The sequence below is a fragment of the Psychrobacter sp. Arc29 genome, from assembly GCF_041431175.1.
Lineage (GTDB): Bacteria > Pseudomonadota > Gammaproteobacteria > Pseudomonadales > Moraxellaceae > Psychrobacter.
In genome coordinates this window covers 12,660-33,750 of sequence record NZ_JASMRR010000007.1, presented here as the reverse complement: position 1 = coordinate 33,750, position 21,091 = coordinate 12,660, and the positions used below count along the sequence as shown (strand labels likewise).

Annotated in this window: 19 protein-coding genes; 13 read left to right on the top strand and 6 right to left on the bottom strand. The window is 43.9% G+C overall.

The window, feature by feature from the left end; genetic code table 11:
- The first annotated feature begins 280 nt into the window (after positions 1-280).
- The 3 genes from QO189_RS10245 to QO189_RS10235 all read left to right on the top strand — a co-directional run bounded on the left by QO189_RS10245 (position 281) and on the right by QO189_RS10235 (position 3,165).
- Positions 281-1,354, top strand: coding sequence for an aspartate carbamoyltransferase catalytic subunit (locus QO189_RS10245; RefSeq protein ID WP_071003207.1), 1,074 nt, complete (start codon positions 281-283; stop codon positions 1,352-1,354).
- Between the two features lie 175 nt (positions 1,355-1,529).
- Positions 1,530-2,624: a dihydroorotase gene (locus tag QO189_RS10240; RefSeq protein WP_371532757.1), complete on the top strand. Its 1,095-nt coding sequence runs from the start codon at positions 1,530-1,532 to the stop codon at positions 2,622-2,624.
- A gap of 55 nt (positions 2,625-2,679) precedes the next feature.
- On the top strand, positions 2,680-3,165 hold the full coding sequence (locus QO189_RS10235; protein ID WP_371532663.1) for a DUF2127 domain-containing protein: 486 nt from the start codon (positions 2,680-2,682) through the stop codon (positions 3,163-3,165).
- Positions 3,166-3,243: 78 nt separating this feature from the next.
- Here QO189_RS10235 and QO189_RS10230 read toward each other — a convergent pair whose 3' ends face one another.
- The 3 genes from QO189_RS10230 to QO189_RS10220 all read right to left on the bottom strand — a co-directional run bounded on the left by QO189_RS10230 (position 3,244) and on the right by QO189_RS10220 (position 7,953).
- Positions 3,244-4,518: a cation:proton antiporter gene (locus QO189_RS10230; RefSeq protein ID WP_371532662.1), complete on the bottom strand. Its 1,275-nt coding sequence runs from the start codon at positions 4,516-4,518 to the stop codon at positions 3,244-3,246.
- A gap of 137 nt (positions 4,519-4,655) precedes the next feature.
- The gene (locus QO189_RS10225; RefSeq protein WP_371532661.1) at positions 4,656-6,311 is read right to left on the bottom strand and encodes a DUF2254 domain-containing protein; all 1,656 of its coding nucleotides are present in this window, start codon (positions 6,309-6,311) and stop codon (positions 4,656-4,658) included.
- A 76-nt stretch (positions 6,312-6,387) separates the two neighbouring features.
- Positions 6,388-7,953 carry a YihY family inner membrane protein gene (locus tag QO189_RS10220; protein ID WP_371532660.1) on the bottom strand — a complete coding sequence of 522 codons (1,566 nt, stop codon included), beginning with the start codon at positions 7,951-7,953 and terminating at the stop codon, positions 6,388-6,390.
- A 283-nt stretch (positions 7,954-8,236) separates the two neighbouring features.
- Between QO189_RS10220 and wrbA the strand changes: the two genes are divergently transcribed.
- Both wrbA and QO189_RS10210 read left to right on the top strand, forming a co-directional pair.
- On the top strand, positions 8,237-8,854 hold the full coding sequence (gene wrbA / locus QO189_RS10215; RefSeq protein ID WP_371532659.1) for an NAD(P)H:quinone oxidoreductase: 618 nt from the start codon (positions 8,237-8,239) through the stop codon (positions 8,852-8,854).
- 127 nt (positions 8,855-8,981) lie between these two features.
- On the top strand, positions 8,982-9,434 hold the full coding sequence (locus QO189_RS10210) for a hypothetical protein (RefSeq protein ID WP_371532658.1): 453 nt from the start codon (positions 8,982-8,984) through the stop codon (positions 9,432-9,434).
- Positions 9,435-9,537: 103 nt separating this feature from the next.
- On the opposite strand, the gene QO189_RS10205 is transcribed toward QO189_RS10210, so the two are convergent.
- Complete coding sequence (locus QO189_RS10205) at positions 9,538-10,293, bottom strand: DUF3108 domain-containing protein (protein ID WP_371532756.1); 756 nt, start codon at positions 10,291-10,293, stop codon at positions 9,538-9,540.
- 457 nt (positions 10,294-10,750) lie between these two features.
- On the opposite strand from QO189_RS10205, the gene groES reads away from it, so the two are divergent.
- Both groES and groL read left to right on the top strand, forming a co-directional pair.
- Entirely contained in the window at positions 10,751-11,041 is a 291-nt protein-coding gene (gene groES, locus QO189_RS10200) for a co-chaperone GroES (protein WP_058024926.1), read from the top strand.
- Positions 11,042-11,151: 110 nt separating this feature from the next.
- Positions 11,152-12,801, top strand: a complete 1,650-nt coding sequence (gene groL, locus QO189_RS10195) for a chaperonin GroEL (RefSeq protein ID WP_087040787.1) — start codon at positions 11,152-11,154, stop codon at positions 12,799-12,801.
- A gap of 287 nt (positions 12,802-13,088) precedes the next feature.
- On the opposite strand, the gene QO189_RS10190 is transcribed toward groL, so the two are convergent.
- Positions 13,089-13,544 (bottom strand): Lrp/AsnC family transcriptional regulator, encoded by a 456-nt coding sequence (locus QO189_RS10190; protein WP_371532657.1) that lies wholly within the window; start codon positions 13,542-13,544, stop codon positions 13,089-13,091.
- 147 nt (positions 13,545-13,691) lie between these two features.
- On the opposite strand from QO189_RS10190, the gene QO189_RS10185 reads away from it, so the two are divergent.
- Complete coding sequence (locus QO189_RS10185) at positions 13,692-14,609, top strand: DMT family transporter (RefSeq protein ID WP_371532656.1); 918 nt, start codon at positions 13,692-13,694, stop codon at positions 14,607-14,609.
- An 18-nt stretch (positions 14,610-14,627) separates the two neighbouring features.
- Positions 14,628-15,806 carry an aromatic amino acid transaminase gene (locus QO189_RS10180; protein WP_371532655.1) on the top strand — a complete coding sequence of 393 codons (1,179 nt, stop codon included), beginning with the start codon at positions 14,628-14,630 and terminating at the stop codon, positions 15,804-15,806.
- Positions 15,807-15,966: 160 nt separating this feature from the next.
- Here the strand turns inward: QO189_RS10180 and yaaA are convergent, their stop codons facing one another.
- A complete protein-coding gene (gene yaaA / locus QO189_RS10175; protein ID WP_371532654.1) occupies positions 15,967-16,779 on the bottom strand; it encodes a peroxide stress protein YaaA in 813 nt (270 codons plus the stop codon).
- Positions 16,780-17,256: 477 nt separating this feature from the next.
- On the opposite strand from yaaA, the gene QO189_RS10170 reads away from it, so the two are divergent.
- From QO189_RS10170 to QO189_RS10155, 4 genes are all read left to right on the top strand, one after another.
- Positions 17,257-18,411, top strand: a complete 1,155-nt coding sequence (locus tag QO189_RS10170) for a Re/Si-specific NAD(P)(+) transhydrogenase subunit alpha (RefSeq protein ID WP_371532653.1) — start codon at positions 17,257-17,259, stop codon at positions 18,409-18,411.
- Positions 18,412-18,544: 133 nt separating this feature from the next.
- Positions 18,545-18,883, top strand: a complete 339-nt coding sequence (locus QO189_RS10165; protein ID WP_201512510.1) for a proton-translocating transhydrogenase family protein — start codon at positions 18,545-18,547, stop codon at positions 18,881-18,883.
- Positions 18,880-20,280, top strand: a complete 1,401-nt coding sequence (locus tag QO189_RS10160; RefSeq protein ID WP_371532652.1) for an NAD(P)(+) transhydrogenase (Re/Si-specific) subunit beta — start codon at positions 18,880-18,882, stop codon at positions 20,278-20,280. The genes QO189_RS10165 and QO189_RS10160 overlap by 4 nt, the downstream gene beginning before the upstream one ends.
- Positions 20,281-20,454: 174 nt before the next feature.
- Positions 20,455-20,991, top strand: coding sequence for an acyl-CoA thioesterase (locus tag QO189_RS10155; RefSeq protein ID WP_371532651.1), 537 nt, complete (start codon positions 20,455-20,457; stop codon positions 20,989-20,991).
- Positions 20,992-21,091 lie beyond the last annotated feature (100 nt).

Genomic DNA, 21,091 nt, shown 5'->3' with positions numbered 1-21,091 from the left:
ATACGGTATCTTTGTCCCGACCACAAAATCGGCTACACTATATCTATTGTTATTCATTTATAGATTTGTCAGAATTATTCTCTATGAGAATATAGCATGTCTATTTACGCTTTCTGATTGTCTGCTGAGGCGGTTTTTGGTCGAATTTGATTACGGTAAATTGTAGCAAATAAGCGTCAAAATGTCCTTGTCTCTATGCCTATCAGTGTTAAATGATTGAACAAAGATGAATAAGCGATTACGACAGACTCATATAAACCCACAATAAAGACTCGCCATTATGTCAAATTCTCTCGATAGTAGCGCTACACAACCAGTCTCACCGACTGATTATGCAAAATTTGATCCCAATACAATTCATCAAAGGCTCAATACCTCACTGAGTCGTCCGCAGCTCAACACCGATGGCAGTATTAGGCATTTCTTGGGTGTTGAAGGTCTTAATAAAGCACAGCTCAAAGCTATTATCGCAAAAGCAGAGACTTTCTTTGACGAAAATGGACAACTCATCAACCGTCCTGAATTAGATGGCTATACGGTAATGAATTTGTTCTTTGAACCATCGACCCGTACAAGAACGACTTTTGAAGTAGCAGAAAAACGCTTGGGTGCTAATGTACTCAATATCGATATCGAACGTTCTAGTACCAAAAAAGGCGAGAGTCTGCGTGATACCTTGTGGAATCTACAAGCGATGACCGCAGATATTTTTGTGGTTCGACATTCAGCATCAGGTGCCGCGCATTTTATGGCGACAGAAGTGACCCCTGATATTGCTATCATTAACGGCGGCGACGGCTGGCATGCGCATCCTACTCAAGGAATGCTCGATATGTTGACCATTCACCGTGAGGCGCCGCGCCCATTTGAAGAGCTGTCTATCGCAATCGTTGGTGATATTAAGCACTCACGCGTGGCACGCTCTGATATCAGTGCACTGCAAACGCTAGGTGTGACAGATATCCGTGTTTGTGCGCCGCGTACTCTACTGCCAAAAGGTATCGAGCGCTTTGGCGTAAAAGTATATGAAAATATGGATGAGTGCGTCACGGACTGTGATGTCATCATGGGATTAAGAATACAAAATGAGCGTATCGGTTCGCCGCTATTGGCATCATCAAGCGAATACTATAAACATTATGGGATCACACCAGAGCGAGTAGCGCTTGCCAAGCCTGATGCGCTAGTTATGCACCCAGGGCCGATGAACCGCGGTGTTGAGATTGCCTCTAGCGTGGCTGATGGCGCGCAATCCGTTATCTTAAAGCAGGTAAATAACGGTATTGCCATTCGTATGGCGGTCTTGTCGCTTGCGATGGAAGGTCAACGTGCTCATCAAGCGGCTGGCAAGTAATAGCTTGCCGCGCGACTTATTCTTATTTATTTCATTTTATTGATACGGTAATAACGTTATGTCTACCATGCTTAATACGGATGCACCCATCTTTGACCATTTACCAAAAGCATTTAAAGATGCATTGCCGCAAGCTGCAACAGAAAAACTGTCTACACTCAATCCTGACCGTGAGATGTGGTTGCTACCACCATTAGTGGATCTATGCGCGCGCTTGCGTGAGCCAGGCCAACAGCAACACGGTACGCTAGAGTCAGAGGGTAGGGCAGCTCGTGGTAATGGGTTCTTGCATGTAGTCACGCCACCTGATACCAATCCTATTTTAGAAAATGGCTCACTTCTAAAGGGCTTGCGTGAGCGTGCCTTGAGTGATGGCGGTATTTACTTGCATATTTTAGGTGCATTGACCACAGGGTTAGAGGGCGAACGACCCTCTAATATTGCAGGGCTTAAGAAGGGCGGCTGTATCGCAGTCTCTAATGCGCGTAGACCTTTTCGCAATGACTTAGTGCTGCTACGTACATTAGAATACGCGGCGACTTTTGGTATGAAAGTGTTCTTTTATCCTGATGAGCCAAGTCTGTCTGGAGATGGCGTGGCGCATGAGGGCTATATCGCCTCTTATCATGGTTTGCAAGGGATTCCTTGGATTGCTGAGACTGTTGCATTGTCTACGCAGCTGTTGATGGTTGAAGAGACGGGGATAGCCGCTCATTTTAGTCAGCTATCCTGTAAGTCTTCCATTGAGCTCATGCGCTGGGCAAAAGATAAAGGCTTGCCGGTGACTTGCGACGTTGCGATGCATCAGCTTTATCTAACTGATGACAATCTTGAAGGCTTTAATGCTCAGGCTTACGTATTACCACCACTGCGTAGTAATACTGACCAGCAAGCCATCCGCCGTGGCTTAAAAGATGGCACTATCGATGCCATTTGTAGTCATCATGAACCATTGAACAGTACAGCGAAAAAAGCCCCGTTTGCTGAGAGTACGCCAGGTATCTCAAACTTTGATACTTTTATGGCGCTGGCATGTCAGCTGGTCAATGATGAGGTGTTAACACTCCCAGAGTTGGTTGATAAAATCTGTCTCAATCCTGCAAAGATTGCGGGTATTCATGAGCAGTATGAAGCGATCGGCGGCGCGGTATTGGTTGACCCCAATTTGGAATGGCAAGTGACTGCGCAATCTATGCTATCGAATGGTAAAAATACGCCATTTTTTAATCAGCAGCTGCAAGGACGTGTTGTGGAGACGTTCTTTGGCTAATTTGCCCCGACAGGATGATAGTCTGCCGCTATCCTCGAAGGATAAAGGGGGTGAAATGATTGACCATCTAGAAAAACCACGCAGTACGGCCAGTGAGTCTATCAAAGCGGTAGCTATTTATGAAGTCGTCAAAGGTGTGGGGGCATTATTAGGCGCAGGTGCATTGTGGTCGTGGCATACCGATCTTGAGCATTGGCTGACGACCGCGACTGGCTCTTGGCGCCACACCTTTGGCCACCTGCTTGCGCCGCAAATAGACAGTGCGGTAAGTATTGCCCAACAGGCCAGCAAAAACTGGCCAGTGTTTTTATTGTTGATATTTGCTTATGCCAGTTTGCGCTTCCTAGAGGCCTATGGGTTATGGCGCGACAAGACATGGGCGTATTGGTTTGGTGTGCTGGGCTATGGCGTCTTTATTCCTATAGAGGTTTATTATCTGATAACCAGTCCATTTGATTGGTTTAAACTCGGAATATTAATCTTTAATATTATTATTATTATCGTGGTTTATCGCAATATGAAAAGAAAGGGTTTGATATAACCATTGAAAATGCTCAAAAAAGCCAGCCTAAGACATCATGTCTCAGGCTGGCTTTTTTATACATGCTGTATTTTTGGCTTATGCCTCTGCTATTTCCTTATCCTTACGAATGCTCTTGGCGACTCTGCCAACACTGAGACCTTGTACCAAGATAGAAAATATCACTACCGCATAAGTGAGTGCCAATAAAATATCGCGCTCGGTACCGATGGGTAGCTGTAATACTAACGCGACTGAGATACCGCCGCGCAATCCACCCCACGTTAGTACTTTCCATGCACCAGTGGGCAAATCAAGCTGGCGATGAAACGTTTTAGTCGTCATCCCAACAACAATAAAACGAGCTACTAGAGCAATAACAATGGTTAGACCACCTGCAATAAATAAGTTTGCTGAATAAGCAATCATCACTACTTCTAGACCGATGAGGACGAATAAAATAGCATTTAAGATTTCATCAATCAGTTCCCAAAACAGATCAATGTAATGACGCGTCTGATCACTCATCGCAAGCGCACGCCCGCGGTTACCAACCATCAATCCCATCATGACCATAGCGAGTGGCCCTGACAAATGCCAATGACTAGCAAGCGCATAGCCGCCGATGACGCCTGCTAACGTCAAGAGCACTTCTTCTTGATAACTGTCGATGCTCTTTAGCAAATAGTACAAAATCGCCCCAAGTACCAATCCAAAGATGACACCGCCGCCAGCTTCGACCGCCAATGTATGCGCCACATAGTTAATGGTTGGAATATCGCCACTAGATAAAATCCCCAGTAGTAGAACAAAAATCACGACACCGATACCGTCATTAAATAACGACTCACCAGCGATGACGGTTTCAATACTTTTGGGCGCGCCTGCTGATGCAAGAATCCCCATGACGGCAATGGGATCAGTAGGGGAAATCAAAGCGCCAAACAGTAGGCACCAAAGAAACGGTAGACCAAAACCGAATAGGGGCAGCATAAAGTAAATCGCGGTGGCAATGAGCATGGCTGATACGATAGTACCAAGTCCGGCTAGGATACCGATAGGCAATTTATAACGCCTCAGATCACCAATATTGACATGCAGCGCCCCTGCAAATAGCAACATCGAGAGCATGCCATCTAATAGCACCTCAGTAAAATCAAGCTGCTCTAATAGACTGACTTCATAATCAATCAGCTGATCAAACCCTAAAAATCCTAAAAATATCGCACCGATAGACAATAATATGGAAATAACCATCACGCCAATCGTGGTTGGTAACCCAATAAAGCGATGATTGACATAGGTCAGTGAGGCAGTAATCGATAAAAATATGGCGCTGATTTCAAGTATGGTGAGGCTGGTTGCAGATGCCATAAAGCAGATCTCGTATGAATATAAAATTAACCCTAAGCCCATGACTTATGAGAGTTACGTAAAGATTTTGAGCTATAAATATTGAAATGATAAGGACCGTGCTTACCAATACGCTATGCGATCTAATTGTCATGTCACTAACTCGACTGTGACTGTAGTGCTTCACGGATATTGACAGCAAACACACTGACATAATTAAAATGTTGATGCTGTGCGTCCTCATCAAGAATAAATTGCTTGGCTTGCTCACACATAGCGACAAGGTCGTCTATCAGTTCTTGATAGTTTAAGTTTTCTTCTCCAGCTCGCTTGATCAGATGTAGCTCATGCAGTAGCGTTTGTTGTTGTGCGCTATTCACCCTTGCATAGTTTAGATTGACCATTGCTTCGCACAATGCTTTTAGCACCATCAAATCAGCGGCTGCATAGCGGCGTATTTCACCAAGTGATACGTTGATAAAATCTGATATTTTTGGGGTGTGAGTGACCAAGGCTAGTATGGCCAATCGTTTTTGCTTTACCTCATCTTCAGAGCTATCATCTGATTTTGGTATATAAAAATGATAGGGACTTGGAGGCTGGCGTCGCATCATAATACTTAAGCAACTTGTCAAGGACTGTACGCAGTTGACGGCTGTTTTTGGGTCATTGATACCAGGAGATAATGCTCGTACTGCGATTTCAGTCATTTGCCCCAAGCTATAGGCAATGTCATCAGAATGTGCTAGGCGTTGTTCTATCCGCACGCAGCCGGTAAAGCGCTGCCAAAACATCCCATCAGGTGACCGCGGTATCATGGCTAGATTCGGTGTTGCTGTTTTTTGTTGATTGTTTGGATGATCTGCTGGACGTTGGTAAAAATATCCAATGACATTTTTGTCAGTAATGTATTGACCAAGATTTACATGCATCTGTACCACACCGCCGTAGTCTTGTGACAGCGCAATCAATGACTCAAAGTAGATTTGCTGTAGATAGCCTGAGCTTGGTGAGTAGATAGGCATGGCAGGCCAGTTATGAAACTGCTCTACATCATGATGTTCAGCATCACGTTGATGCTGGATGTCGCATCGATCGCTGTACCAATAATAAATATTATTAATCGCATCGTTGCTGGCATTTTGGATGACGTGAGACGCTTGAATAGCATGTACCATATGCTGTACAAAATACACCAGCAACAGCGCACAGATAATAGCCATAATAATGGCAAAGGTTACGGCTAATTGTGGCACACCATAAGACACGTCATACTTGTGAATGGATTTTAAGACAAGCAGGCTATAACTAAAGGTGCCGATAAAGGCACCAAGTACAAACTGGTTCGGAGTATCTGTCAAAAAATTACGTAACAATCTCGGACCAAATTGTGATGATGCCATCGACAGCACGGCAATCGTAATCGAAAACGTCGTGCCAGCCACGCCCAACACCGCACCAGCAATAGCGGTCATGATAGCGCGTGCAGCATCATCATCGCCTGTAAACGCAAAAGAAATTTCTCGAACCGTTTCACGATCAAAGTGCTGATCGACAGTCACCAATAAAGGCGCCAGCAAAATCCCTGCAATTACACAAGCCGTTGGGATAAACCAGTAAGACCCGATAAGCTGCTGCCACAAAGCTCTTAGGCGATCAGGCAAGTCAGTCAACGTTTGCAGTGACCACAACTGAGTAAATTGTTTGAGCTTGCTCTGACCTGTACTAATAGTACGGATCCACAAGCTCGTTTCATCATCTTTATACACTGCCATATACTCAAAGTATCCAAAAATAGTCGTAAAGTGGCTCATCGCTATCGTTTGATAATCTTGCTCAGAGCATCAAACGATGAATTTTTTAGGGTAATGGGTTTTGGCTAATCTGTCATTAACCGGCTTTAGGATTATCAGCTTCAGTAATAATGGCACTTTTATAGTCGCGTCTGCCAGCCTCTGTCCTAGCCGACGGCTCACCAGAACCTATAGGGATGATCGCCTCATTATGGTGATAGTCGCAATCAATGTTGCTGTCTTTATCATAGGCGATAGGGTCGAAGTGGGGTGATGCCTCTATATCCACATTGTCTCTATAAGCGCCGCTGCTATCTAGGCTATCACTTGTCAATGAATGGCTCGCCGCCGTTGTTTTTCTAAACAACTTGCCACCATTGTTATTTTTATTAGAGGCTGATTTTTTGCGCGGCTCACTATTGGCGAATATAGCACTCAATGGCAGATGTAGCTGCTGCTTAGCATAGGCTTCTGTGTGCTCAAAACGATCTACCAGTAAGCTGAGCCAAGGTTTTTGGTCTTCTAGCTTCATCTCATCAAGCTCATCCTTAATAGGCAATGGATAAGGCAAGGTGCGATAAAAATCCCATAATGTCATTTTACTCAAATCTTTTTTGAGCACATAGTCATCGTCTTCTGTCATGGTGATGAGGTTGCTGTCTTGTAGATAATTGATGTAGGTATACCATTTGGGTAGCTCTTTTCGTCCCAGCACATTACGCAGCGCTTGTTCGCTGACGGCCTCACCTTTTAGATGATGGGTATATACCAAGTTCAGCATGTCCATCAAGCTAAGTAATGGATGGCGAGGATAGACTTCTTCTGTTTCAAAAATAGTTAAGGTATAGCTGATTTCAACGCCCAGCAAGATAAGGTTCCATGACAAGAAAATCCACAGCAGAAATATAGGCAGCGCGGCAAAAGCCCCATAGATCGCCTCGTAGCTGGTAAAGTTGGCCATGACGGTACCAAACAGATGCTTCATCAGCTCAAAGACTATCGCGACAAACACACCAGCAATCGCTGCATTTTTTAGCGGTACACGCGCCTTAGGAATGAACCAATACATGCCAATAAAACCTGCGACAGTGATACCAATCGATACAGCTTGTACCCAAAACCCCCAATCGATCCCGTAACCTGCGATTTGTCGATTCAAAAAACTCAAACTCTGAACCGTACTTGAGGCAATAAAAGCCGTACCTAAGACCAATGGTCCCAAGGTCACAATCGTCCAATAGCGCATCATGCTTTTGAGGCCACCTGAACGATTCTCTACCCGCCAGATTTGGTTGAAGGCGCGCTCAATGGTTGTCAGTGTCATGATGGTCGTCAAAAATAAAATGATGGCACCGATAATGGTCAGATTAGAGGATTTTTCGGCGAAGTCATTGATATACTCACTTACTTGTAGACTCGATTGGGGTAACAAGTTGCTATAAATTACCTCGTATATCTGTGCTCTTACAGAGGCGAGTGCTGGCACCGAAGATAAAATCATCAATAATACCGTTAGCACAGGCACAATTGAGAGCATAGTCGTGTAGGTGAGCGATGCTGCTTTTTGCTGACAGTTGTCTTCAAAAAAATGTCGAACCAAAAATCGCAAGAATTGAAACCAGCGTTGTTGTAGAAATGGGAGTTTTTGTGAGAATTTTTCCATGTCGACCAGTTAGCAAAAGTAAGAGTGACAATAGTGTAACAAACATGCGCTGCTCACATCTGCGGTTTAATTGTGTCAAAATGCACAGCGTACAGCAGCATCGAGCGAAACTCGATATAATATAAGCGATGTTATATACCGCGGTTATTTGCATGTCAGTGAATGACTCGGGCATAATGTGCACATATTTTACAATGCAGTTATAGATTATATTTCGGCAGTATGAGACTACAGCGTCTGCCATAACAGATAACATTAACGATTTTATAAGGAAGCTTTGCTAATGAGTCAGACCGCCCCTTATGTATTGGTGCTCTATTATTCTAATTACGGTACGACTAAGACATTGGCATATGCTATCGCTCAAGGGATCGAAGATGCTGGCATGACCGCACGTATTCGTACTGTTCCGACGGTGGCCCCTGAGACCACATCGAGCAAGCCTGCGATACCTGATGAAGGTGACTTGTATTGTACGATGGATGATCTAAAAGACTGTAGCGGTCTGGCACTGGGTAGCCCGACGCACTTTGGCAATATGGCCGCGCCCATGAAGTATTTTTGGGACAATACTGTGACGCTTTGGCTAGCAGGGAACTTACAAAATAAGCCAGCGTCCGTATTTACAGCGACAAGCTCTATGCATGGTGGACAAGAGACCACACTGCTGACGATGATGTTACCATTGATGCATCACGGTATGATGATTGTGGGTGTGCCTTATGCTGAACCTGCATTGAATCGTACCCACCGCGGCGGTACACCTTATGGTGCCAGTCATGTTAGCGGGGCTGCCCATGATCAGCCAGTATCGGCAGACGAGCGTGATCTAGGTATCGCACAGGGTCGCCGGTTGGCAATCACCGCTACTGCTTTAGCACAAGCGAACTGGGGTCGCTAATCGATTCTCATGTAACCGGTGTTATAGCTCAAACTTGATACTTAAACACTTTTTGTACTCAAATACTGATAATTAATCGCTAATAGCTAGATACCCATGCTATTCATTTAGGAAGTAAAAATCTCTAATGGCCACAAACCACTCTAACAGTAAGTCTCCTAAAGTTATCAAGCCTATCGCACCTATTGCGCAGCGCTTGATGGTCACTTGGTTGATTTGGCTGGTTTATAGATTAATGGGACTGCCTGTTTTTATCAGTATCTTTAATCCAAGCAGCCCTGATATCGTTGGTGGTATTGCTTGGCAAGCATTGTGGCTAGTGCCCGCCTTTATCTTAACACCATGGATACTACGTGGACGCTCTCCTTATGCATTATTGATAAGTAGCATGTTTACGCTCGTATATTTGGGCGCGAGTGGGGTAGTGTTATTTACTCGTATCTATGGCAGTAGCTGGGCTGAGATCGCCGTATACTTGACCGACTTTGTGCTGTTACTTGCTATTAATGTCTGGTTATTTATTTTGCTGAAACGCCTGCCTTCGATGAATAATGTTGTTAAAAAACCGCGCTCTCGTTAGTAGGCTGTAATAATAATTATTAATCTTAAGATATAAAAAAGCGGCGTACCAAATAGGACGCCGCTTTTTTAATGCGATAAAGCGATTCTTTTATCTATTGCTATTAGTTGACCTTGGTCAATTCCAAATCCATCTTTTTACCATCATTGATTTGACTGACTTTGACAGGTAGATAGTCTAAGCTTGGTGCCAACCAAAAACTGGTAGAGCGACTGTCGTCATCATGGACGCGGTCGACACGCACCGTATCAAATGTGCCTGCTGGTACCGTAATTTTGGTGCTGCCAGATTTTTTAAATGGGGTCTTTTCAATTTTGTCTTTTTTCGCCATGTAGTAATTACCAGTGAACTTACCGTTTAACAGATCTTGGCGAATTTGTACTTCAAGACTCAAGTCATCAAAGGCTTGCTTCGGCATACTCAGCGTCGTGGTCTTGCCTTTATAATTGCTGGTCACCTTTTTGCTACTTGGGTTAAAGTCTAGTTTGTGGGTACGACCCAAGCCTAATAGCTTATAAGTAGTGCTGGCTTGGGTTGGACTGACATTATTACCATTGATGGTAAAAGTACTGTTTTGCGAGGCACTAGCTACCCCGGCGACGCGAGCCTTGACGTTGTACTTCCACGTATTACCGGACTTGTTTAACGTACGAGTCGCGGTTCCTTTGTATTTGTCTTCAACGGTAAAACTATAGTTGGCTGTTGATGGCTGAACAGTCTTTGCGCTGGCAAGTGTGGGTGCGGTCATACTCAAGGCTCCAATGGTGGAAATACTGATACCTGTCACTAAGGCAGATAAAAACTTAGATGGACTGCGTTTCGTATTATTAGAATCGTTGTGCAGTGATTTATTATGCATTGATAAAAAACTCATAGATACCTCTTAGTAGTTAATAAGATGCTGATATAGCAGCATCTATCGTCATTCTTATTATGTTCACAACGCTTATAATGGTCATACTCTGTTACATTTTCAAGAGTAACAATCGACTGGCACGTGTGACGATTGTAGCGAATGTTGCTATGACATCTAATACGACAATCGAGGGTAACGTGCTGTAAAGCCAGCAATAGAGGGTAAATAAAACGTATGGTCTCTATTAAGCCTCATCTCTATCAAATTCCGTCAGAATAATCTTGTAAATTTTTGGGCTTTACACTTGAAGCCAACCTATCTTGCCCCCACTTTTTGTTACAAGCTCAAAGCGTATCTTTAGATTGCTTTTACTGAATGGCGACTCTTATAGATACTGGTATTGAGACTATTAATTCAAATAAACCCTTTATTCAAACAACCAATTTTTGGAGTCATATCGATGAACATTCGTCCTTTACATGACCGTATCGTCGTCCGCCGCATAGAAGAAGAGACAAAAACTGCTGGTGGTATTTTATTGCCGGGTTCTGCTCAAGAGAAACCTTCACAAGGTGAAGTCATTGCAGTTGGTAATGGCCAAGTTCGTGACAATGGCGAAACTCGTGCGTTAGATGTAAAAGCTGGCGACAAAGTTTTGTTCGGTCAATATGCTGGTCAAACCGTGAAGGTTGACGGTGAAGAACTATTGATTATGAAAGAATCTGACGTATTGGGCGTGTTAGAAGGCTAATAGCCTAATAGAGTTTTTTAGCTGACCATTTTTTAGCTAAAAATACTCCCTACAATACGAACGAATCATTCAATTGTATTCTCATACTTATAATAATGGAGTAATTTACCATGGCAAAAGACGTAAAATTCGGCATTGATGCCCGTAAACAAATGATGGACGGCGTAAACGTTCTAGCAAACGCAGTACGTGTCACCCTAGGCCCTAAAGGCCGCAACGTGGTTATCGATAAATCTTTTGGCGCGCCAACCATCACTAAAGATGGTGTATCAGTTGCCAAAGAAATCGAGCTTGAAAACAAATTCGAAAACATGGGTGCTCAGCTTGTTCGCGAAGTTGCTAGCCGTACTAATGATGTTGCTGGTGATGGTACAACCACTGCAACTGTTTTGGCTCAGTCAATCTTGCAAGAAGGCATGAAGTCAGTGGCCGCTGGCATGAATCCAATGGATCTTAAGCGCGGTATCGACAAAGCCGTTCGCGCAGCTGTGCAAGAAATCCATAATCTATCAACGCCAGCTGATGATGAAAAAGCCATCGCACAAGTCGGTTCTATCTCTGCAAACTCAGACACCAAAATCGGTGAGTTGATCTCGCAAGCGATGCAAAAAGTTGGTAAGCAAGGCGTTATCACCGTTGAAGAAGGTTCAAGCTTTGAAGATACCCTAGAAGTTGTTGAAGGTATGCAGTTTGACCGTGGTTATATCAGCCCGTACTTTGCCAACAAGCAAGACAGCCTGACTGCTGAATTTGAAAACCCATACATCCTATTGGTTGACAAAAAAATCAGCAATATCCGCGAGATCGTGCCATTACTTGAGCAAGTCATGCAGCAAAGCAAGCCATTGCTTATCATCGCTGAAGACGTAGAAAACGAAGCGTTGGCTACGCTAGTTGTAAACAACATGCGTGGCGGCCTAAAAACTTGTGCCGTTAAAGCACCAGGTTTTGGCGATCGTCGTAAAGCAATGCTAGAAGACATCGCAACGCTAACTGGCGGCACCGTAATCTCTGAAGAGATCGGTCTAAGCTTAGAGACTGCGACGCTTGAGCAATTGGGTACAGCGAAAAAAGTCACTGTTGGTAAAGAAAACACCGTAATCGTTGATGGCGCTGGTAACAAAGCTGACATCGAAAACCGTGTTGAGTCTATCAACCGTCAGATCGCTGAGTCTACTTCTGATTACGATAAAGAAAAGCTACAAGAGCGCGTTGCGAAACTAGCAGGCGGCGTAGCAGTAATCAAAGTTGGCGCAGCAACTGAAACTGAAATGAAAGAGAAGAAAGACCGTGTTGATGATGCGCTACATGCCACTCGTGCTGCGGTTGAAGAAGGCGTTGTACCTGGCGGCGGCGTTGCGTTAGTTCGTGCCATGAATGCATTGTCTGAGCTAAAAGGCGACAACGACGACCAAGATGCAGGTATCAATATTCTACGTCGCGCGATGGAAGCACCATTACGTCAAATCGTTACCAACGCTGGCGAAGAAGCATCAGTAGTGGTTAACGAAGTGAAAAACGGTACTGGTAACTACGGTTACAATGCTGCCTCTGGTGAATACGGCGATATGCTTGAGATGGGTATCCTTGACCCAGCAAAAGTATCTCGTTCAGCACTAGAGAACGCTGCCTCTGTTGCTGGTCTCATGCTCACCACTGAAGCCATGATTACTGACCTACCAGAAAAAGATGACGGTATGGCTGGCATGGGCGGTGCTGGTGGAATGGGCGGTATGGGTGGAATGGGCGGCATGATGTAATTTTACTGTCGCTGCAAAGTGGTTTTTCTTTGCCAGACGCGCTCAATGTACGATAGGTACTATTTTCGCTCGTCTTCCTCGATAAATCACTTTTCGCAAAAAGTAAAATCAACCTCATAAAGTCTATTTGACTACTAAAGGCTCTGCTATCGAAAGATAGCAGGGCTTTTTTATACTCGATAATAAAGTTATGTGATAATTCAACTTCACCAGCTATTTATACTTATCTTAATAGACTTAACGTATGTGAGGGCTGTACTCGACATTGCTCATTAGTATTAGAAATCTCACACAAAAATGGGTAAAGTCGTCTTATTGACAACCTTTCTCACCGATAAATGAGTGTGTATGTCTTTTACGCTAGCAAGCTTGTGTAGCTTACGGGTGAACCGCTCATAACCGTCGAGATTGGGGCTCACTACTTCTAATAAATAATCGTAAGAACCTGATACCACATGTCCATTGATGACCTCGTCCATATTGGATAGGGCATTCTCGAAGGTTGCAATAGATTCTTCTTGGTGGCTGTTGAGACTGACCTCCACAAAAAAACTCATCGCAATACCCGCTTTGGCTTTGTTTACGTTCGCTTGATAGTTCTCTATATAACCCTCATCCTCCAAACGCTTTAGGCGCCTTGCACAAGGAGACGGCGACAGCCCTATACGTTCGGCCAGTTCTGCCGTAGATAAGCGTGCTTCTTTTTGGAGCACTTCCAAGATATGACGGTCGATTTTATCCATAATTTACCTTTTGGTTTTTTAAGCCAATAATTTTTATTTAATTAGCATTATCCACCAAATATTTGCAAAATTGCAATGAATAAATAGAGATAAAAGCGCGTATTTTAATCGATAATTGGTCTTTGTATACCAGTATAAGACACGACTATGAATACGATATTCCACCCCTCATCACGCAAAAATCCTTTGTTTATAATGTCACCACTGACCAAAGGCTATGTGGCGATGAGCGTTGTATTATTGATTTGGTCAGGGTTTGCATTGACTGTACGAGCGGTTGGGGCGTCGCCTCTCAGTATTGCGGATGTCATGCTCATTCGTTTTAGTGTACCGCTAGTCTTATTAACCCCTTGGGTGCTCTCTAGTTGGCATGAAATCAAAAATATAAGATTGCCAGATATCATGTTTATTTTATTTGGTGGTGTGCCTTTTCTTTTATTGGCGGCTTTTGGTGCAAGTACAGTGCCGGCCGCTTACATGGGTACTATTTTGACCGGGACACCAGTTTTCTTTGCCGCGTTATTGTCTTTTATTTTTTATCGTCAACGAATATCATTAAGAAAATTTGCCGCATTAATCCTTATTCTCTTTGGTATCGCGACTATGATTGGCGGGCATGGACAGGCAATACCTAATAGTCTTCTGTATGGAGTGGGGTTATTATTGATGGCAAGCCTGATTTGGGCGGCTTACACTTTAGGGCTAAAAAGTACCAAGCTAAGTTCAATAACTATCGCTATCGTGCTCTCTTATACATCGTTTCTTTTGACCCTAGCGATGGTTCTGTCTGGTATGGTGGAGACGAATATAGGTTCTGTGTCTTTTGATGACGCGCTTCCTTTTATCTTAGTACAAGGACTAGGGGTCGGGGTGGTATCAACCATTGCGTTTTCTTATGCGGTCAAACAATTGGGCTCCATTCGTACCTTATTACTGGGCTCTTTGTCCCCAGGATTAACCGCTATACTTGCTGCGCTGATACTCAATGAGTCTCTCTCAGTCATTATGATATGTGGCATCGTACTCAGTACTATTGGTGTCATCTTGTCCAATCGCGCGAAATAAACTAATTAAGGAAGTATCATGATGTTAAACAATATGCCCATTATCAATGGTGATCCACTGTGGGCGTTGTTAGGTAGGTTTCGCGCTGACCAGCGTAAAAATAAAATAGATCTATTGGTTGGTGTCTATCGAGACGAGTATGGGAATACGCCTGTGATGAAAACCGTGCAAGACGCAGAAATACATCTTGCTCATGAAGCTCATTCAAAAGCTTATGGCATGTTATCGGGTAACGCTAATTTTAATCAGCAAATGGCAAAATTTGTACTGGGTGACAGTCCAAGTCTAAAAAACCAATGCACGATTCAAACGATTGGGGCATCAGGGGCGCTACGACTCATTGCTGATTTGATCGCTATACTCTCTCCAGATTCAACCGTTTGGATCAGTGACCCTGGCTATATCAATCATCGTCCGCTGATGGAAGGTGCTGGGTTAACGGTTAATACGTATCCTTGGCAAAATAAAAACGGTCAATTAGATATCGATGCGTGTTTTGCCGCGCTAGAAAAAGCAGAAGAGGGAGACGTACTGTTATTACATGCGTGCTGCCACAATCCTACGGGTATAGATCCTTCTTTAGAGCAGTGGCAATTGTTTTCTGATAAGTGTAAACAGAAAAATATTGTGCCGTTTATTGATATGGCGTATCAAGGTTTTGGAGGTGATCCTGATACCGATGCTGTAGGACTTCGTTTAATCATTGAAGACGCTGACTTTGCATTTATCGCCGCCAGCTGTTCAAAAAATATGGGTCTATACAATGAGCGGACGGGTATTGCCACGGTGGTAACGACGAACCATGAGCGTCACGCAGATATACAGACACTTTTAGAAACCATCACACGTGCCAATTACTCCATGCCACCCAATCATGGTGCCGCAGTTGCTTCTTATTTACTAGACAAACCAGACGATTGGCTAGTAGAGCTGGCAAGCTACCGCGATAGAGTAGATGCTATTCGCCAAGCGTTAGGCGCAGCTTTAAAGGATAGGGCAGCACCCGCAGAGTTTTTGGACATTTCGCATCAAAAAGGCATGTTTTCTTTATTACCGCTAACAGAAAATCAAATGCTCATGTTGCAAGATGAGTTCGCTATCTACGGTATGCCAAATGGCAGAATAAATATTGCCGGTTTGAAAATGACGGAAATCCCTCAACTGGCTGACGCTATCATGTCGATTATTTCACGTTAAAGAATCATCTTTATCGCTCAAGGCAATGGTTTTAGCCATCAATCGCAGCAGCAAGAAGGACTGTTGTGATCCGTTCAATTAAAGGAGATGTAATACAGTCGCTAGAAGCCCTGAGTGCCATGCGTCTAGCGACTGTAGTAAATATGATTTTTATATCAAGTTACTGATCCGCCGCATCTCTTCTAAACACCCAAGTCTTGCTGTCAGACGCTTCTGCACAGTAATAATAACCCGCCAAATCAAAATCTTTTAACTGCTCCGCATTGCTCAGCTTATTGTCAGCAGCATATTTCACCATAAGACCGCGTGCTTTTTTGGCATAAAAACTAATGACTTTGTATTGACCATTTTTTTCGTCTTCAAATCGTGGCGTAATGATATTAGCATCAATGGCTTTTTTCTTTACTACTTTAAAGTATTCATTAGAAGCTAGATTGACTAAAGTTTTGTCATCACTACCTGCCATACGAGCATTGATAACGTCAGTTATTTCTTCTCCCCAGAACTCATAAAGATTATCACCGCGTTCGTTTTTTAGCTTCGTGCCCATCTCTAAGCGATAAGGCTGGATAAGGTCCAATGGTTTTAATACCCCATAAAGACCTGACAAAATCCCCAGATTTTCATTGACGTAGACAGCGGTTTCTTTATCCATGTGATACATGTCAAGACCCGTATAAACATCGCCATCGAACAAGTAGCCCGCTGGCTTTGCTGCATTACCAGACTCATCATCAGTAAATGGTTGATTTTCACTCCAACGCCATTGTTGATTGCGCGTGGCATTGAGTTGCGCAAGATCATCAGAGATGCTCATCAGCTCTTGTAAATCAACGGGTTCTTTGGACTTCAATACTTTCATGAGTGACTGTGAGTGCGCGATCAGTTCAGGCTGACTATAGTAGTTGCCCAAGTTCACTGGTACAGCGTCTGTTTCGTTCAGAGATTTGGCAGGAGAGAGTAAAAAATACATGGTGAGTCCTTATTATCGTGAGTAAATGACCGACCTGTTCAGGTGTCAAGCATTCTTATTATACGACAGCTGCGGGTTTAACTTGACTTGACCTTGAGTGTTTTATGTTTTTTTAAAGGGATATGGCAATGCGTAAACATATATAGAGTTGGCTATTATTAAAGCGAGACCTTGTTATATAAGAGATAGAGATTTTTTGAAAAAATAAAAAACTTTAATATAACAACAAAAGTTATGCAGATGGTATCAATACCTAACTTTTTATCTTACTTGTTGGTCATCATTAGACAATGAAAGTTGGCAGATTATGTCTCTATAATAAAAAGGCATGATGGTAAACAACACATCATTTATTAAATTGATAGTCTTTATTTATGATATTGGATAAGTCATGGTTAAGGATTTTTGTCCCCTATGCTTTTGAAAATGCGTTGAGGGTATTAAGGGTAAGTCATTCTATATAAGTAAGGAGACGATATGAAAATCGGTGTAATCAGTGCAGATATCGCGAGTGAAAGCCGTGTCGCACTAACCCCAGACGCAGTCAAAAAATTGCGCAAGCTTGGGTTTGAAGTCGTCATTCAGTCAGGTGCAGGCCAAGCAGCGTATTATGCTGATGAATTGTATCAAGCTGCTGGTGCCGATATTGCCAACAGTAGCACCGAGGTGATTACCCAGTCTCGAATTATTACTACCGTCAATGACTTACCATCTGAGACTACCGCTAATTTGTCATCAGGTCAGGTTGTCATTGGCATGCTCGACCCTTATCGCAACACTCAGCTTGACACTTATGCTGCCAAAGGTGCGACGGCTTTTGCAATGGAGTTATTACCGCGCACATTATCACGTGCTCAAAACATGGATGTATTGTCATCACAGGCTAACCTTGCCGGTTATAAAGCGGTATTGCTAGCGGCTAACGAATACTCTCGTCCTTTTCCTATGTTTATGACATCTGCGGGTACGGTCAAGCCAGCCAAGGTGGTTATTCTGGGCGTAGGCGTGGCAGGTTTGCAGGCAATTGCAACGGCAAAACGTCTAGGAGCGGTTGTAGAAGCGAGTGATTTGCGTCCTGCGGCAAAAGAACAAGTCGAATCACTTGGCGGCAAGTGGCTTGATGTACCAATGAGTGACGATGAAGCGCAAAAGGCAAAAGCAACGGGCGGTTATGCATGGACGCCATCAGAGCAATATATCAAAGACCAGGCCGCTGTGGTTGACAAGGCACTTAGTAATGCTGACATCGTTATTACCACGGCGCAGATTCCTGGTCGTAATGCCCCGCGTCTAGTGCACGCAGCAACCCTTGCCAAAATGAAAGCAGGTTCTGTCCTGATCGATATGGCAGCTGGTACCGGTGGTAACGTCGAAGGCAGTGTGCCGAATGACACCATTACTACAGAGAACGGCGTACGTATCGTTGGTGCTGCCAATATCCCATCAATGCTTGCGGCGCAGTCGTCAGATCTATATGCCAATAACTTGGTTAACTTTATCACGACTTTGATCGCTCCTGCTGGCGACGATGCAGCAGCAAACGACCTTTCGCTTAACTTAGACATGGAAGACGAAATTCAGGGCGCACTGGCAGTGACACATGACGGTCAGGTACGACTAGCCAAACGCTAGGTTCGACTGCTTAGCACGATATATTTTGTCACTATATGTTTGTTGATAATAAAACATTTGCCAGTAATGAATAAATTTTTAGGAGGATGAGATGATCGCCACCATTTTAGCGGCAGCGCCAGCGGGTGCAGCCATGAGTAGCACACCATTTGTAGCGATTTTTACCGTATTTGTACTCGCTATTTTTGTCGGATACTACGTGGTTTGGGGCGTTACCCCTGCATTACATACGCCATTGATGGCAGTAACCAACGCCTTATCGAGTATTGTCATCGTGGGCGCGATGCTACAGACCGTCACGATTGATGGCTCGATGTTTACACCAACCAGTTTGCTTGGTGCCTTCGCCGTATTTTTAGCCAGTATCAATATCTTCGGTGGCTTTGCCGTGACTGAGCGTATGCTGGCAATGTTCAAACCCAAAGTAAAAAAAGCACCAGCAGCAAGCACTGACAATGGAGGCGACGCATGAATGATTTATCAACAATGATTGCGGCGAATGCGGATTGGTTCTATCTGGTTGGTGCGATCCTTTTTGTCTTAACCTTACGTGGTTTGTCTAGCCCAAAGACAGCGATTCGTGGTAACCGTTTTGGTATGGCAGCGATGGCAATTGCCGTCGTGACGACGTTCTTTTTGGCAGAAGGACCTGTCCTTTGGCTCATTATCGGCGCGATGATCTTGGGTGCGCTTGTTGGTATGTGGAAAGCGAAAACAGTCGCGATGACGCAGATGCCAGAAACCGTTGCTTTGATGCATTCATTCGTCGGTTTGGCAGCGGTTGCAATTGCACTTGCAACGGTATTACATACTGAGCAAGAACATGGCGCTGTTGCCCGTGTTGAGCTATTTATCGGCTGCTTTATCGGTGCAATTACCTTCTCAGCGTCAGTTTTTGCCTTTGGTAAACTGGCAGCAAAAAGCTGGGCGAAAACGCTGGTTGGCGGCTGGGTAAAACCTGTCCAAGCGCTACTATTCATTGCGATGATTGGTTTCGGTGGGGTGTATTTCGTCACTGACTCACTACCAGCATTTTATGCGATGGCAGTGATTGCCGTTATCTTTGGTTGGATGTGGATTGCGCCAATTGGCGGCGGTGATATGCCAGTGGTTGTATCACTACTGAACTCATTCTCAGGTTGGGCAGCAGCAGGCATTGGTTTTACGCTTGGCAATTCGATGCTGATTATCGCAGGTTCTTTGGTCGGTTCATCAGGTGCGATCTTGTCTTACATCATGTGTAAAGCCATGAACCGCTCACTACTTAATGTCTTGTTTGGTGGCATGGGCACGTCAGCTGTTGCCGCAGGCGGCGATGATGGGGCACCGAAGAACTACAAAGCAGGCTCAGCAGAAGACGCAGGATTTCTCATGTCTAATGCTAGCAGTGTGGTCATCGTGCCAGGTTACGGTATGGCGCAAGGCCGTGCACAGAATGCAGTAAAAGAGCTATATGAGCTATTAAAAGAAGAAGGTGTTAACGTTCGCTTTGCTATTCACCCGGTTGCGGGTCGTATGCCAGGTCACATGAACGTACTATTGGCAGAAGCTGACGTTCCTTATGATGATATTTTAGAAATGGACGAGATTAACTCAGACTTTGCGAGTACAGATGTGGTATTGGTTATCGGTGCAAACGATGTTGTGAATCCATCTGCGAAAGACGATCCTACTTCTCCAATCTTTGGCATGCCGATTCTAGAAGTCAGTAAAGCGCAGACGGTTATGGTCATCAAGCGTTCAATGAGCACCGGTTACGCAGGTCTGGATAACAGCTTGTTCTATATGGACAAAACCATGATGATCTTTGGTGATGCCAAGAAAATGGTCGAAGAGATGGTACGAAGTATCAATGGCGGCGGTCATTAATAATTAAAACATGTTTTTGACTATTCGCTTTTGCCTATAAGTTTTTAAACAAAGAAAGTCACTGAGGTGGCTTTTTTGCGTTAAAGTGAGCGGCGTTTATGAAAGGGTGATAAGTCCATATTATTGCCCACTATAATCATTAATTATAAATACAATGAAACAAGAGAAAGATTTATGAATATGTTACTACGATTTTTTATTATGGTCAGTTTGCTTAAGCAGCAGCTCAAGCATCAATCGACGAGCAAAACGATTAGTCTAGAGACATTGACCGCACCGACTGTCCGTCATTATCGGGTATTACCGCATGACATGGGGTTTCGCGATCACTTGCCCAATTATCGTTATCTGTCATTTATTGAGCTAAACGTGACACGCTGGGTCATGGCACGCTGTCATGAAAAAGGTATCAAGCCTCTAAAATGGGTCATCGCCATGCAAGAGATGGTTTATCTCAAGCAAATCAAGTTTTTGGATAAAATGACGCTCAGTAGTGCGGTTGCAGGCTGGGATTACAAATACGTATATTTTGAGCATCGATTTTTTGTCAAAAACCAGCTTATGGGCGTTGGTATGACCAAGTTTGTGTTTACCGATGACACCGGTATGCGCACGCCAGATGTATTGGACATGAAAGGCGAGCAGTTGACAGATGTGATTAACACATGGAATAACCACCAAGTCGCTGTTAAGTCGGCCAAGTCAGCATAAAACATATTGAAAAATAGCACCCTATAATAACTTGGCTATAATCATTTGCTGAATTTTGGTAGGATAGAGGCCATCAAATCGCCAATACTAAGGCGACACT